This window comes from Paenibacillus sp. Marseille-Q4541 (assembly GCF_018310695.1).
In the GTDB taxonomy this organism is placed as follows: Bacteria; Bacillota; Bacilli; order Paenibacillales; family Paenibacillaceae; genus Paenibacillus.
Map to the genome: position 1 here is coordinate 23,243 of NZ_JAGXCY010000024.1, position 14,770 is coordinate 38,012.

Here is a 14,770-nt window from a genome sequence, read left to right on the forward strand (position 1 = left end):
ACTATATTCGTTTATAACGATACATTTCGCTATGGTAATCACCAATCTTGTTTCCTACCGAAATACCTGCATACATTAAGGCATCCCCGCTGTATACGCCTTCTCCATCTACCGCAGCATAGTCACGTTCAGGATTCAGTCCTTTTAGCTTCAAGCGCTGAAGAGGAGCATTCGGCTCTGAAAGAACGCGGAAATAAAATACCACTACATCCTCACCATCTGGCGATACAAACATCCATGCAGCTTCATTTCCTTCAAACGGATTCAACAGACGATGAAATACGCCAAATTGTACGGTCTTACGAATCTCTTTATACAAGGCTACCTGCTCTTGTACGGTTTGCTTGTCATTCTCTTCGAACAATGTAAGGTCCAGCTCATAGCCAAAATTACCGGACATCGCGACATGACCTCGGGTTTCAAGGGATGTGCTCCGTCCAACCTGATGATTCGGAACAGCTGAAATATGAGAACCCATGGAACTAATTGGATATACAAGACTTGTGCCATATTGAATCTTCATCCGGGATACCGCATCCGTATTATCGCTTGTCCATGTTTGCGGCATATAGTACAGCATTCCTGGATCGAATCTTCCGCCACCGCCTGAACAGCTTTCAAACAGGATGTGCGGGAAACGGGAAGTAATGCGTTCCATTACGTCATATAACCCAAGCATGTAGCGGTGAGGCGTTTCTTTCTGTCTCTCTGGCGGCAATAAAGCCGAACCAATTTCGGTCATATTTCGATTCATATCCCATTTTACATAGGTAATCGGAGCACTTGCCAAAATATCAGATACCATACGAACGATTTCATCCTGTACATCTTTACGGGACATATCGAGAACGAGCTGCTGTCTGCCTTCCGTACGACGTCTCTCAGGTATGTGCAAGCACCAGTCCGGGTGGTTTCGGTACAGCTCACTATCCGGTGATATCATCTCAGGCTCAAACCACAAGCCAAACTGCATCCCCGTTTCTGTCACTCGATGTACAAGGTTGTCCAATCCTTCAGGTAGCTTGTTTTTATCCACAAACCAATCTCCAAGTGAAGAGTTGTCACTATCCCTGTGACCAAACCAACCATCGTCAAGAACGAACAACTCAATGCCAAGCTCTTTACCTGCACGAGCAATATTTTCAATCTTGTCTGCAGTAAAGTCAAAATAAGTCGCTTCCCAGTTATTTACGAGAATCGGACGCTCCTGATCGCGATGTTGTCCTCTTGCCAAACGCTCCCGGTAAAGCTTATGGAACGTATGAGACATACTGCCTAGACCCTTGTCAGAGTAAACCATAACGACTTCCGGCGTCTGGAAAGATTCACCTGGCTCAAGAATCCAACCAAATTCAAATGGGTTGATACCAAGAGACAAACGTGTGGTAGCGAACTGATCCACTTCTGCTTGGGCAATGAAATTACCGCTATATACAAGACTGAATCCGTAAACTTCACCCGTGTCTTCTGTTGCATTCGGGCTTAACAACGCTGCAAATGGATTCTGCTGATGACTGCTGGAACCTCGGCGGCTTTCTACACTTTGATTACCAAAAGTAAGCGGTTTGCGCACAATATGGCGTTCTCTAATCCAAGCCCCTGAAAGCTGCAGCCACTCGTAATTCGCATGCGGAAAATCAATGCTGGCACTTAATGCACGCACAATTTCACTTGGGGCATTTCCTGTGTTGATAATTCGAGCAGAACGTGTGAGTGCATCGTACTCATGAAAAGCGGTATATGTCAGCTCTAGGCGGATACCAGCAATGGAATCTTCCAATTCCACGATAAGCGTGTCTGCCTCAGAATCCTGCTCCGTGTATGTAGCAGGCAATCCAGATAATGCAGGTTTACCGCTTACAATTTGGTGACTCTTATACAGAAACTCGGTTACCGTAGAGCCATTAACTTGACGCAATTGAAAAGCTGGATGACGAAAATCACTTGTACCGTATACTGGATATTCCTGCGGCAAGGTATCAAAGGAAATCGTACGATCTTCGGGTACTGGATTCGGGCTAAAAGAGGCACGTTCCTGACGAACGTGCAGCCAGCTTAAATCGTTATCGCGTAATTTTTTACCATAGTATAACTGTGTCAAATGACCTGTAGGTAAAGTGTGAAATATATAACTCGAACTTTTCGTTTGTAAATGGAATAATTGCTTTTCTTCATTATAAAAAATGGCCATGTTATTTACTCACTCCCATGTCTATTTAATAGCGCTTTCAAATGATTCAGTCAAAAATGCATATGACGTTCTCTTCACAGTATAGGAGTGGACCGTTTCAAATGCAATGCACTATCTTCGCCTTCTGATCTCGTCCGAATCTAAAATAAGTACCAAATGAAAGGTGGTTGATGTGAGAACTATCCAACATACAAAATCGTTACAAAACCATGATGGAATGTACCCAATCTAGTCCATAAAAAAGGCATAGCAAAAGAGCGTACAGCACTGCAATGCTGTACGCTCTTTTGCTCACTTAGAAATCGATCAAGCCGAGACTGATCTGAAGCGATTCATTAACAAGCTTCATCGTCTCATCATCCAGATGAGTAATCTTGTCAGTGAGACGCTGCTTATCAATGGTCCGAATCTGCTCAAGCAGAACGACAGAATCCCGATCAAAACCATGCGCTTCGGCATCAATTTCTACGTGGGTCGGCAATTTAGCCTTCTGAATCTGCGCCGTAATGGCTGCAACGATGCAGGTTGGGCTGAAACGATTGCCGATATCATTCTGGATCACAAGCACCGGTCTGACTCCCCCTTGCTCGGAACCGACAACGGGTGAAAGATCCGCAAAAAAAACGTCGCCGCGTTTTACGATCAATGTTTACACCCCGCTCACTAAGCGGCCCAGAGTGCTGTCTGCATCATCCTCCGCGTGAAAGGCTTCGGAAGCCATGGTCAAATTAATTTTGGCCATTTCCATGTAGCCACGCTGCATTGATTCTCGGATATAACGCTTTTTACGTTCCGTCAAATACAGCTTCATAGCCTGCCTAATAAATTCACTGCGGTTCGAATTTTCCATTGCTACGATACCATCAACTTCCTGCAAAAGATGATCTGGCAAACTGATCATAATCCGTTTGGTGTTCTGTACATTGGTCAAGTCTCTTCCACCCCCACACAAAACCTACGCCACTGTGAACCAGTATAACGTTATTTCAGGAAATTTATACAAGAGGATATATATGCCCCGCGTATATCAAGTATGCATTACTCATTATAAACGGTATAAACCCATACGTACATCATCCATTTTAGATATCTACACAATTCGTGGGCTTTAGACGAAAATCCTCTTTCCTCACAAAAAATTTCCCGAAACTTAGTTTAGCAGTGAGTTGACTCGAGAGATGACTTGCCCGCCCCGTATATAGATACGCGGGACGCGATTTGCAAGCATGCACAAAACTTCATAGTTAATCGTATCAATCTTCGATGCCAGCTCATCGGCAGTAATGATACTGCCCATTTGCTGACCGATGATAACAACCTCTTCACCAGCTTTAATTTCTTCTTTATCATCTAAAGTTTGCAAAGACACCATACACTGATCCATACAAATCGTACCAACGACAGGGACGCGTTTGCCGCGTATTAAGACTTCTGTCTTACCGGTCAGCATTCGGGAATATCCGTCTCCATAACCGATAGGAAGCGTTCCAATCCTCTCTTCTTCTGAAGAGAAGTACCTGGTTCCGTAACTAATGCCCCAATGTTCGGGAACATTTTTTACATAAACTAGCTTTGATTTGAGCGTCAGCACTGGGAGTAAATGAACATTCTGGTGATCTACTTCGTCCGATGGGTACAGTCCGTAAAGACTAATCCCCACTCGCACCATATTTGGAGAGAGGGACGGAGTATCGATCGCAGCAGCACTATTACCCGTATGTATGATCGGGAGCCTATAACCTAAATCCCGCAGCGCGCTAGTCACATCCATAAACCGTTGATATTGCATCAGTGTATAGCTTTTTTCTTCTTCATCCGCCTTGGCAAAATGGGTATAAGCTCCTTCGAGTTCAACATAAGAAAGACGTGACAGGCGACGTAAAACCTGTTCAGCATCATTCGTAGTAATGACCCCTAGACGGCCCATTCCACTGTCAATTTTTAAATGCACTTTCAGCTTGCGTATGTCTTCGGAAGGAGTAAGGGATTCAATTCTAGAGATCACTTCCTCACTGAATACCGTTACCGTAATATCATAACGATATGCAACCTCTATCCCTTCCGGTGGTGTATATCCCAGTATAAGTATAGGTGTGCTTATACCTGCCCTACGCAGTTCTAGAGCTTCGTCAAGAAAAGCGACGTTAAGATAGTCAACTCCTATCTTTTCCAGTTCCTTCGCTATTTCTACAGCTCCATGTCCGTAGGCATTCGCCTTAACACAAGCACTGAATAACACATCTTTAGGCAAAGTCTTACGAAAAACATCTACATTATGTCTTAAATGATCCAAGTTAATTTCAGCTTGGGTCGGGCGATACTGTCCTTCCACCCTTAGTCACCTTCCCTGATTTCATTTCCATGCGAGCAATAAACTAATGGTATGCGAGAGAAAGTCCACTGTCAAATCCCTGTGACTAAGGTATTCCTATAAGTTAAAGGAATTGGAATACGTTTTATTGACATATTCGACGTAATGCCTCATTTTGCCTACATTCAGCGGATAAAAAAAGAGGCGAACAGCCGTGTAATTTACGGAAAATGACTCCGTAAATGATCGGTATCCGCCTGTCTCATATATCATTTACCCGATTGGTCCTGCATAGAAGCGGCGATTTGTACCATTTCTGCAACAGGTAGATTATCGCTCGTAATTCGGTACTCCATTCCCTCATCAAACCACGTCAATGTTTGTGGTAAATCCGTGGTCATCATACCAATGGTGAATCCAAGATCTACTGGCGTCGTAGCCGCATAGGAAGAAGCACGGTCTTGAGGTCTTGCTTCAATGATAGTGTAATTATATGTTCCTTCATATCGCAACATGACTGCATAATCATCTGCTGTTTCCATAATCGTCGGCTCATCTTTCATGTTTACACCATTCGGAAGATACGTTGGTTCGATGACCCCAAAGTCTCCAAGTTCGCTACTCGCTTCCTCTTCCTCCGCCCCAGGTGCAAGTGTCGCACTGTCATCAGGATCTACTTCCCCTCCAACTTCGTCACCCGGTTGACCTCCTTGAGGCTGATCGGGTTGATCAGAACCCTGATCTTTATCACCAGACTCAGGAACAGTTACTTCCGGAGTATTTACATCCTCATTAATGGTAGATGTGTTTCCTTCTTCAGGAGTGGTATTTTGGCCTGCACCAGTGGACATATTTCTCTGCATATCAAAAGATTCTTTTTCAAATTTCGTACCAAATTCAAACTTATCAAATTTAACATCTACGACTACATTCGCGTTCGCATCAGATACGGCGACATGCTTTGGTGAATAGTTTTCTTTATCGAGCCAAATTTTCTGGCGGACAAGAGAATGTGTGTTGTAATTAGCTGCTACGTCAAATACATAGCTGTCATCTTCATCTGCAAACTGACGGGCATTGTCACCAACAATGCTGCGGACAAGTGTTTCATATAAGTAGACTTGGCCTTGATCGTCTGGCCAATTGCTTTGAAAACGGAAGCTTTTGTTGAGACTTGGTGTAAGGACAAACACCCCATCATCATTACGAAGAACAATTTGAGTAATATTTTTCTTAGCATTCGTTAAAGCGATTCGGTAATAAGAAGGTTTTTGATGCCATACTTCCACTTTGTATTCCTGAGGTGTTTCACCAGAATAGAGAGTCATTACACCCGAACCCTGGTAACTTTCAAGATCACCTACGACCTCGTTCAAATCTTTTACTACTGACTCTGCATCCTTTGGTCCACAAGCCGTAAGCAGACCTGAAAAGCACAGTACCATGGCAATTATCCATGATATCCGGCGCATGACATCATCCCCTTTAACACTGATTTCAACTGATTGATACATGTTTATGAGGGACTTGTTCGATTTATGCAGACTAGCCTGACAAGCATAAAAACAATATTTATAGATAAAGAAAAGACAACACAAAAAAGCCCCAGCCTTCTAGTTCAGAAAGTGAGACTTATTTGATACACACTACCCAGAAACCATCATCAATAATGTCCTAAGTTCATCCATTATTTATCCGTTCATATCTTCCTGTTTCGGAACAAGTTTAAAAATTTCTTCTGATTCCATCGCATCAATTAATCGGTTGAGCCACTTATAATAAGCAACGGCTTCCTCCATCTTTTGCTTGTCTATAGATAGAATTGGGTACAAATATTCATCCTCGGCATGTTCACTCAAGAGCCGGTTCAGCTCTTCAATCGCTTTTTTAAAAGAAAGGAGATTACTCTCCGCTGCTTGTCTCCATTTAAGTGTAAAATAATCCGTAAAAGTTTGATGCCAGTCGTATTCCACTTCATACTGATCTTTGCGGGAACCTTTGCTCCACACCTTGTTTACCATTTGTAGATCAAGAAGGTTACGTACACTGGTACTCATACTCGTCTTGCTCATTTCCATTTCTCTGCCCATCTCATCAAGCGTCATCGGTTTATCAGCAAAAAAGAGCAGTCCATACAGATGTCCGGCAGAAGAGGTAAGACCGTACAATTCCATATTTTTCCCCACCGTTTGTATGACACGCTTACGAATATTCATTATTTTTGCCTGTTGTTCTTCGTTTAATTGGTCCAAGCTCATGCTTGCAACCTCCCATTCTACCTTAATCCTTCAACTTTCATTTATAAAAACGCTTACTGGTTTGATTTTTTATTTATATAACCTCATGATTTTAACCCTATGAACTGAATCATAAAAGAAATACTTTAAGGACAATCTATATTTACATTGAGAAAAATTGAGGAATCGATACCTAGATCACATTTTATTTTGAAATGACATGATCTATTTTAAAAAAAGCCATATGAAAAGTAAAGATGTCAAATCCGTAGCTAAATGCCAGAAAACCAAGAATACTTAAGGAATTATACGTATTTTCCGTGTATTCAATCCGTACAGTTTTTTCTGTACAAACTATACATACGGAATATACAATTGAAACTATAGTACAATTTTGTTACAATGGCAAAGGCTAATGTTCAAAAATAGGCTACACGAGCTTATATAGTTCTTAAAAAAGGAGTGTAAGCATGACCATACTGGAAGTAAAAAATGTTAGCAAACTGTTTGGTCCTGGCGCTCAAGAGGGAGTAAAGCTTCTTGAACAAGGTTGGGACAAGAAGCGTCTGGCCAAAGAGAAAAATATTACGGTCGGCGTAAATCAAGTCAACATGGAAATCAAGCAAGGAGAAATCTTTGTCATTATGGGGTTGTCCGGTAGTGGTAAGTCTACGCTCGTTCGTATGCTAAATCGCTTAATTGAGCCTACCTCTGGAGAAATACTCGTTCACGGGAAAGACCTTCGCAAAATGAATAAAGAGCAGCTGCGTAAAGTACGCAGAGAAACCATCAGCATGGTGTTCCAAAGCTTTGCTCTTCTACCTCACCGGACGGTTCTCGATAACGTGGAATATGGTCTGGAAATTCAAAAAGTAGACAAATCAATACGTACACAAAAAGCAAAAGAAGCACTTGAACTTGTTGGACTCAAGGGCTGGGAAGATAAACTTCCAAGCGAACTTAGTGGTGGGATGCAGCAGCGTGTCGGTCTGGCGCGTGCCCTCGCAAACGACCCTGAAGTAATGCTCATGGATGAGGCCTTCAGTGCACTTGACCCGCTGATTCGCCGTGACATGCAAGATGAGCTGCTTGAGCTACAAGAACGCATGCAAAAAACGATCATCTTCATTACTCATGATTTGGATGAAGCTCTTCGTATCGGTGACCGAATTGCTCTCATGAAAGATGGAGCGGTTGAACAAATTGGTACACCAGAAGAAATCATGATTCAACCTGCTAACTCATTTGTAGCTCGTTTCGTTGAGGATGTGGATTTGTCCAAAGTACTCACTGCATCTCATGTGATGCTTAGACCCGAGACAATCACACTAGATCGCGGTCCGCGTGTAGCACTCGAACTTATGCGTGAGCGTGGGATTTCTAACCTGTTCGTAATCGACCGTATGAAGAAATTACTTGGTGTTATTACAGCAGAAGATGCAGCTCGTGCTTTTAAAGAAGGAAAAACAATTCAAGATATTCTCATCACAGATGGACCTCAAGTACCACCTGAAACGATGATGAATGATCTATTCGAAATTACAAGCTCTGCCAAAGTTCCTGTTGCCGTTGTTGGTGAAAATGGAAGGCTAGTAGGTGTCATCGTAAGAGGCGCGCTTCTAGGTGCACTTGGCGGCGAAGTTACAACGAAGGAGGAACCATCTAATGCCGAAGTTACCCATAGCTGAGTGGACAGATGCCGCAGTTAATTGGCTGAATGATTCACTCTCCGGATTCTTCGGCGTCATTTCGACTATTATCGAAAGTGTCGTCGGATTTTTCTCGGGGCTGTTCATGCTGCCCCATCCTTTTCTTTTCATTATTATTATTGGTTTACTTGCTTATTTACTCGGAAAATGGAAGCTCACTCTGTTTACAGTTCTCGGCTTCCTACTTATCTATAACCTCGGTTACTGGCCGCAGTCCATGGATACCCTTGGTCTTGTCGTAACTTCAGGGATCGTATCCGTGATCCTAGGTGTACCTATCGGTATTTTATCTGCGTACAGTCGAGGTTTAGAAAGAGTCGTTACTCCGATCCTTGATCTGATGCAGACGATGCCAGCATTCGTGTATCTACTACCAGCGGTTACATTCTTCAGTCTTGGTGTGGTACCGGGTGTGATTGCATCCGTTATTTTCTCTATTCCACCGACGATCCGGATGACACATCTTGGTATTCGTCAAGTTTCAACGGAACTTGTGGAAGCAGCAGATGCTTTTGGTTCTACGTCGGCACAAAAACTGTTTAAAGTTCAGCTTCCTTTGGCAATGCCAACGCTGATGAGTGGTGTTAACCAAACCATTATGTTGTCCCTTTCCATGGTCGTAATCGCGTCGATGATTGGTGCACAAGGTATTGGTGCGGAAGTATATCGTGCAGTTGGTCAGCTACAAATTGGTAAAGGTTTCGAAGCAGGCCTTGTTGTGGTTGTTCTCGCCATCGTGCTTGACCGCTTCTCACAAAACCTAGTAGGAAAACCTGGTAAGAAAAAAACGAGCCGTTTCACCTCGAAACAGCGAATTTGGATGACATCGGCTGCTACAGCCATTGTACTCATTGCTGGTTTCTCTCAGTATTTTGTAGGTAATAACACTGCTGGTGGTGCAGAAGGCGGCAATGCAGTTGGTAAAGAAGTGAATTATCAAATTATCGGTATTGATCCTGGTGCTGGCATCATGGCCTCCACCAAACAAGCGATGGAAGATTACGGACTAACCGATTGGACGCTTGTTGAAGGCTCGAGTTCTGCAATGACGGCAATGCTGGAAAAAGCCATGAAGAACGAAGAACCTATTGTTATTACAGGCTGGACACCACACTGGATGTTCAACAAATATGATTTAAAATATCTTGAAGACCCACTTAAATCTTATGGAGAAGCAGAGGAAATTCATACGATTGTTCGTAAAGGGCTTAAAGAAGATAAGCCAACAGCTTATGAATTCTTGGATCGCTTTAACTGGACTCCAGAAGATATGGGTGAAATCATGATCGCTATCCAGGATGGAGTAACTCCTGAAAAAGCTGCGAAAGACTGGGCTGAAGCTCATAAAGACAAAGTGGCTGAGTGGACGAAAGGCCTTAAACCTGTAAATGGCGATACACTAAAACTTAGTTATGTAGCTTGGGATTCCGAAATTGCAAGTACGAATCTTGTACAATATATCCTCGCAGAGAAGCTTGGTTACAAAGTAACTTCCCTTCAAGTAGAGATGGGCCCAATGTGGACGGGTGTCGCTTCAGGCGATGTCGATGCAACACTTGCCGCATGGCTACCTATCACTTCAGCTGCATATTACGATCGGTATATTGATCAGGTTGAAGATATCGGTGTTAACATGGAAGGTGCTAAAACAGGTCTTACCGTTCCTGCCTACATGGATGTCAACTCCATTGAAGATTTAAAATAAGACCGATATAGAATAATGCGTAAAGCAAAAAGCCGTAACCCAACTGGGTTACGGCTTTTTTTGTGTTATATATCGGAAAACAAATCTGATACTTATGAAATAGATCTCCATGTGCTTCCCTTTCACTTTATCCCTTGCTCTCTTTTCCGATACTGCGTGTCTGTTTGACCACTTGATGCCCATATACGGAAAAGGAACCTGCCAAAATTCCCTGTATGACTGAATCGGGAGACCAACCAAGCATCCAAATGGTAAGCAATATTGCAACGATGACTACAACATATACGATCGTCCAGTCCGGTATAGGCGGTGTGGACTTGAGTATAAACCCTACTACCCAACAAACCGCTACAACGCCAACCAGACGTGGGTCGATGAGATTCCATATGACACTCCAGTCCATCTTCCCACTCTCCTCTTCTACATAGTAAGATATAATGTTATGTATGCAGTAAGCAGGAAAGACAGTACAGATGGAAAGGTAATATGATTGATTAAATGGATTTTTCTTATGAATGCGAAATAAAAAACCGTCCCTTATCCGAAGATGAAGGAACGGCTTTGATATGGAAGATAACTTATCCGTAGAATTTAATACGATCTTCAAGCGGTTTGAATTCTTTTTCGCCAGCTGGTTGTGCAATTCCGCCGAAAGGCATTTGAGCACGAAGTTTCCAAGATTCAGGAACGTTCCACTCATTAGCAATTCTTTCGTCTACAAGAGGGTTATAATGCTGCAGGGATGCGCCCAGACCTTCTGTAGCAAGACCTGTCCATACTGCGAATTGGTGCATACCCGTCGTTTGTTCAGACCAGATTGGGAAGTTATCTGCATAGAAAGGGAATGCTTCTTGAAGTCCACCTACTACAGCTTGATCTTCGAAGAACAATACTGTACCATAAGCACCTTTGAACATATCCATTTTTTGCTGTGTACCAGAGAAGTCAGCATCGCCCATTACAGCTTTAAGAACTTCAGTCGTCATGTCCCACAATTTATCGTGCTCGCCTTTCAGGAGAACAACCACGCGAGAAGATTGGGAGTTGAATGCAGATGGTACATTTTTCACAGCATGCTCCACGATCTCTTTAATACGATTATCTGATACATTTACATCCTTGTTTAATGCATATACGGAACGACGTGTTTCTACAGCTTCAAAAAAATTCATAATAAATTTTCCTCCTATTAATTGAACATATTATTTATATATTTCACAAGTCACCTTCAAATTAGTCAGCTCATTTCGAGATTGAGCGAATTTTGCAGGTCCCTGCAATAATTCATCAGCTCATTTCAAGATTGACCTAATTATTGCAGGTTATTCCTTGTTGAAAACTTTATCGCTACGCATCGTATCAATCGGGCGAACATCCCGCTCAATCTGTTCACGATGTGGTTCCAAAAATGGCGGCAGGGACAATTTCTCTCCCAGCGTTTCATAAGGTTCATCCCCCATAAATCCAGGACCATCTGTAGCAAATTCAAATAGAATTTGCGGTGTCACTCTCGCATACAGCGATTCGAAGAAGTGACGATCTACATAGCCCGAAGTAGTAAAGCCAAAGCTTTCCATACGGGAAGTCCACTCATCGAGCACTGCACGGTCTTCTACACGGAATGCAGCATGGTGAACCGTGCCGTATCCTTGGCGTGCTGGTGGAAGTTCAGTGTTGTCTTCAACGACAACCTGTGCTCCATTTCCGCCTTCTCCTACTTCAAATAAATGAAGGGACCCTTCTTGAGCAATTTCCTTGAACATCAGCACTCTCTCCATCAGTTCTTTGAAATAATCAAACTGGGAGAATCGTACAAAAATCGGACCCAGTCCTGTGATTGCATATTCCAACGGAATCGGACCTTTTTGCCAAGGCGTTCCTGAAGCAATACCTTTGTTATTCTCATCTGAAATCAACTGATACTGCTGATCATCAAAATCAACGAAAGACAAGGTTTTCTTCCCGAACAATTCCTGGATTCCCGTATGACTTACTCCAAGACGATCAAAACGGTTTTTCCAATAATTAATCGCTTCGTCATTTGGAACACGGAAAGAAGATTTATAGATCTCGTCATTACCATGGACCCCTTTCGGGATACCAGGGAAATCGAAGAAGGTCATATCCGTACCTGCACTACCTTTATCATCTGCAAAGAACAAATGGTACGTCTGGATATCATCTTGGTTTACTGTCTTTTTCACGAGGCGCATACCCAATACATAAGTGAAAAACTCATAATTTTTCTCCGCATTGCTAGTAATCGCCGTTACATGGTGAATTCCTTTTAAATGGTTCATTTATGTTCATCCCCTTACATTACCTAGAAGCAAAGCCTACCGAAGTTTACCCCTTATAAGAAACTTCTATTCTTAATAGAGCAACCCTCATATATCTCTAATTAAAGTATTATAAAATTAAGATATATGGTTTAAAATAAGAATCTCTATACTGTTGTTCAATAGTTGACGACGAACGTCTTACAATGTTTCTGTTTTACACAAAAAACACGACTACGACAAACTCTGAGATTCCCAAATCTAATCTTCATTACTTTGCGTTTGTGACTTACTTTTTCTCAATCACTTAAATAAAGTTTATTACTAAACTGATGAAATGTCAACCGTTTTTCTGAAAATATATTTGATTGTTTTTTACTTCATTAATGGAGTAAAACCATACCTATCATTAAACAAAAATGAACAGCTTTATTCATTTTCTTAACAATTCCGAACATATGAGACCCTTTTATTATCATAAAACAGTCACATGTTAGCATTTATAAAATAGAAAGAAGCCTCTTTCCCCCACTAACTATAGAGGATTGAGGCTACTTTCTATTTTTCAGGCAACCCTTTTACGATTCGTTCAATCGTCTCCAGCGGAAGTTTCGGTACACGGTCATATGTAAGCAGTCCATTGATCTCCTGCTCTACATCCGTCAGCTGTGTGTAACAATAACCTTGAACCACCCCCGAATGAAGAAGCGGCAGGATCACGTTCGTAAGACGATCGGCGTAATCTTCATCTGTTGATGCACCGGAATATCCCCAGCCTTCCCAATCACTTTTCTTGTAAGCAATCCCTCCAAATTCAGTAATAAGGATCGGCTGCCCCTCATAAGGATATCCTTCAACACTGAGTCTTCGGTTCCCTGGCATACCAGATGTTGCTTCTTCTACTGTACTGTAGCGGTTTTCAAGCACTTCCTTGCGCCATTCATAATCATGAATGTTAAAGAGATCCGTCTTCACCATCTCCCACCCATCATTGGAAACAACAAGCCGTGAGGTATCAAGCGATTTAGTCAAATGGTACATCGCGAGGGCATGCTGCTGCTGACGCTCATCAACCTGAATGTTCGGAACACCCCAACTTTCATTCAGCGGGACCCATACCGCAATGCAAGGGTGATTGTAATCCCGCTCCATTGCTTCCTGCCACTCTTTGGTGAAACGCTGAGCGTATTTTTCAGAGAAATCATACGCATTCGCCATTTCCCCCCATACGATTAACCCTAGTCTGTCACACCAATAGAGAAAACGAGGATCCTCCACCTTCTGATGCTTACGTGCGCCGTTAAAGCCCATTTGCTTCATCAGTTCCACATCCTGGCGAATAGCTTCATCAGAGGGTGGTGTCAGATTACCGTCTGGAAAATATCCTTGGTCCAGCACAAGACGCATAAAATAAGGACGATTATTTAGGTTAAAACGGCCGCTTTCGATTGATATTTTGCGCATACCGAAATAACTTTTCACCTCATCCACTGCATTGCCATCTACGAGAAGAGTATATTCTACATCGTATAGATTCGGATGCTCCGGACTCCAAAAGCGGTCCATCCCATGATCATTCAGTCCTGTAAGACGAATGGTACGACTCTCCTCGCAAGTTAAGACTTGATATCGGCTCGTAGATACTCGCTCCCCCTGAAAAGAAATAGATATCGCAAGTTCAACGTTTGAAGATTTATTCAGATGCTCCAGCCCGTGTACAAAGGAACGAATATTAATTTCATTATGATCGATGTCAGGTAAATATTTGACCTTCTCCAGATGAACTTTGTGCACCGTTTCTACCCAAACCGATTGCCAGATCCCCGTAGTTCGTGTATACCAAATCCCTGCCGACTTCTCTTTCCAGAACTGCTTACCTCTCGGTAAGTATACGTCTTCACCATAATCTACTGCTTTTACGACCAACACATTATTGTCCTTTTCAAGTGCATCTGTAATATCTGCGTAAAAAGGCGTATGGCCTCCCTCATGATAGGCGACCTGCGTTCCATTCACCCACACCGTTGCTTCATAATCTACAGCTCCAAAATGGAGCAGAATGCGGCTGTCTGTCCCTTTCTCTTGCAGGTCCAGTTTTCGTTGATACCAAACCACATCATGAAAATCAGGTTCTCCAATTCCGCTGAGTTTGCTTTCAAAACTAAAAGGAACTTGGATCTTCCGACGAAACGTATGCTTCCCACGACTCCATCTACCAGCATCTCCTACTCGTTCATCATCAAATTCAAAATCCCATTCACCATTTAGGCTAAGCCAGGAACTACGTGAGAACTGAGGACGCGGATAATCAGAACGGCTTGGTACAACTGTCATTTTG

12 protein-coding genes are annotated in these 14,770 nt (G+C 42.7%); 2 read left to right on the plus strand and 10 right to left on the minus strand.

The annotated features are described in order from the left end of the window. Position 1: 1 nt before the first annotated feature. The 6 genes from KFT32_RS19650 to KFT32_RS19675 form a co-directional block, all read right to left on the minus strand. Complete coding sequence (locus tag KFT32_RS19650; RefSeq protein WP_211749079.1) at positions 2–2,191, minus strand: alpha-galactosidase; 2,190 nt, start codon at positions 2,189–2,191, stop codon at positions 2–4. A 295-nt stretch (positions 2,192–2,486) separates the two neighbouring features. Next, positions 2,487–2,837, minus strand: coding sequence for a type II toxin-antitoxin system PemK/MazF family toxin (locus tag KFT32_RS19655; RefSeq protein ID WP_160032284.1), 351 nt, complete (start codon positions 2,835–2,837; stop codon positions 2,487–2,489). A gap of 3 nt (positions 2,838–2,840) precedes the next feature. Next, positions 2,841–3,122, minus strand: a complete 282-nt coding sequence (locus KFT32_RS19660; RefSeq protein ID WP_283246451.1) for a CopG family ribbon-helix-helix protein — start codon at positions 3,120–3,122, stop codon at positions 2,841–2,843. 219 nt (positions 3,123–3,341) lie between these two features. Further along, a complete protein-coding gene (alr, locus tag KFT32_RS19665) occupies positions 3,342–4,523 on the minus strand; it encodes an alanine racemase (RefSeq protein ID WP_211749081.1) in 1,182 nt (393 codons plus the stop codon). 248 nt (positions 4,524–4,771) lie between these two features. Next, positions 4,772–5,974, minus strand: coding sequence for a LolA family protein (locus KFT32_RS19670; RefSeq protein WP_211749083.1), 1,203 nt, complete (start codon positions 5,972–5,974; stop codon positions 4,772–4,774). Positions 5,975–6,193: 219 nt separating this feature from the next. After that, the gene (locus tag KFT32_RS19675) at positions 6,194–6,760 is read right to left on the minus strand and encodes a GbsR/MarR family transcriptional regulator (RefSeq protein WP_211749085.1); all 567 of its coding nucleotides are present in this window, start codon (positions 6,758–6,760) and stop codon (positions 6,194–6,196) included. 449 nt (positions 6,761–7,209) lie between these two features. Here KFT32_RS19675 and KFT32_RS19680 point away from each other — a divergent pair, with 449 nt between their 5' ends. Then, positions 7,210–8,427: a quaternary amine ABC transporter ATP-binding protein gene (locus KFT32_RS19680; RefSeq protein ID WP_211749087.1), complete on the plus strand. Its 1,218-nt coding sequence runs from the start codon at positions 7,210–7,212 to the stop codon at positions 8,425–8,427. Then, on the plus strand, positions 8,405–10,153 hold the full coding sequence (locus KFT32_RS19685; protein WP_211749089.1) for a glycine betaine ABC transporter substrate-binding protein: 1,749 nt from the start codon (positions 8,405–8,407) through the stop codon (positions 10,151–10,153). The genes KFT32_RS19680 and KFT32_RS19685 overlap by 23 nt, the downstream gene beginning before the upstream one ends. A 127-nt stretch (positions 10,154–10,280) precedes the next feature. Here the strand turns inward: KFT32_RS19685 and KFT32_RS19690 are convergent, their stop codons facing one another. The 4 genes from KFT32_RS19690 to KFT32_RS19705 all read right to left on the minus strand — a co-directional run bounded on the left by KFT32_RS19690 (position 10,281) and on the right by KFT32_RS19705 (position 14,766). Continuing rightward, a complete protein-coding gene (locus KFT32_RS19690; RefSeq protein ID WP_211749090.1) occupies positions 10,281–10,556 on the minus strand; it encodes a phage holin family protein in 276 nt (91 codons plus the stop codon). Between the two features lie 175 nt (positions 10,557–10,731). After that, entirely contained in the window at positions 10,732–11,325 is a 594-nt protein-coding gene (locus tag KFT32_RS19695; protein ID WP_211749092.1) for a nitroreductase family protein, read from the minus strand. Positions 11,326–11,475: 150 nt separating this feature from the next. Continuing rightward, the gene (locus tag KFT32_RS19700; RefSeq protein ID WP_211749094.1) at positions 11,476–12,453 is read right to left on the minus strand and encodes a ring-cleaving dioxygenase; all 978 of its coding nucleotides are present in this window, start codon (positions 12,451–12,453) and stop codon (positions 11,476–11,478) included. 537 nt (positions 12,454–12,990) lie between these two features. Beyond that, positions 12,991–14,766, minus strand: a complete 1,776-nt coding sequence (locus KFT32_RS19705; protein ID WP_249436000.1) for a glycoside hydrolase family 2 protein — start codon at positions 14,764–14,766, stop codon at positions 12,991–12,993. Positions 14,767–14,770 lie beyond the last annotated feature (4 nt).

Bases quoted from the DNA above. Each gene is read 5' to 3' on its own strand.
- KFT32_RS19650 (WP_211749079.1), bottom strand. From the start codon at position 2,191: ATGGCCATTTTTTATAATGAAGAAAAGCAATTATTCCATTTACAAACG.
- KFT32_RS19670 (WP_211749083.1), bottom strand. From the start codon at position 5,974: ATGCGCCGGATATCATGGATAATTGCCATGGTACTGTGCTTTTCAGGT.
- KFT32_RS19675 (WP_211749085.1), bottom strand. From the start codon at position 6,760: ATGAGCTTGGACCAATTAAACGAAGAACAACAGGCAAAAATAATGAAT.
- KFT32_RS19680 (WP_211749087.1), top strand. From the start codon at position 7,210: ATGACCATACTGGAAGTAAAAAATGTTAGCAAACTGTTTGGTCCTGGC.
- KFT32_RS19685 (WP_211749089.1), top strand. From the start codon at position 8,405: ATGCCGAAGTTACCCATAGCTGAGTGGACAGATGCCGCAGTTAATTGG.
- KFT32_RS19690 (WP_211749090.1), bottom strand. From the start codon at position 10,556: ATGGACTGGAGTGTCATATGGAATCTCATCGACCCACGTCTGGTTGGC.
- KFT32_RS19695 (WP_211749092.1), bottom strand. From the start codon at position 11,325: ATGAATTTTTTTGAAGCTGTAGAAACACGTCGTTCCGTATATGCATTA.
- KFT32_RS19700 (WP_211749094.1), bottom strand. From the start codon at position 12,453: ATGAACCATTTAAAAGGAATTCACCATGTAACGGCGATTACTAGCAAT.
- KFT32_RS19705 (WP_249436000.1), bottom strand. From the start codon at position 14,766: ATGACAGTTGTACCAAGCCGTTCTGATTATCCGCGTCCTCAGTTCTCA.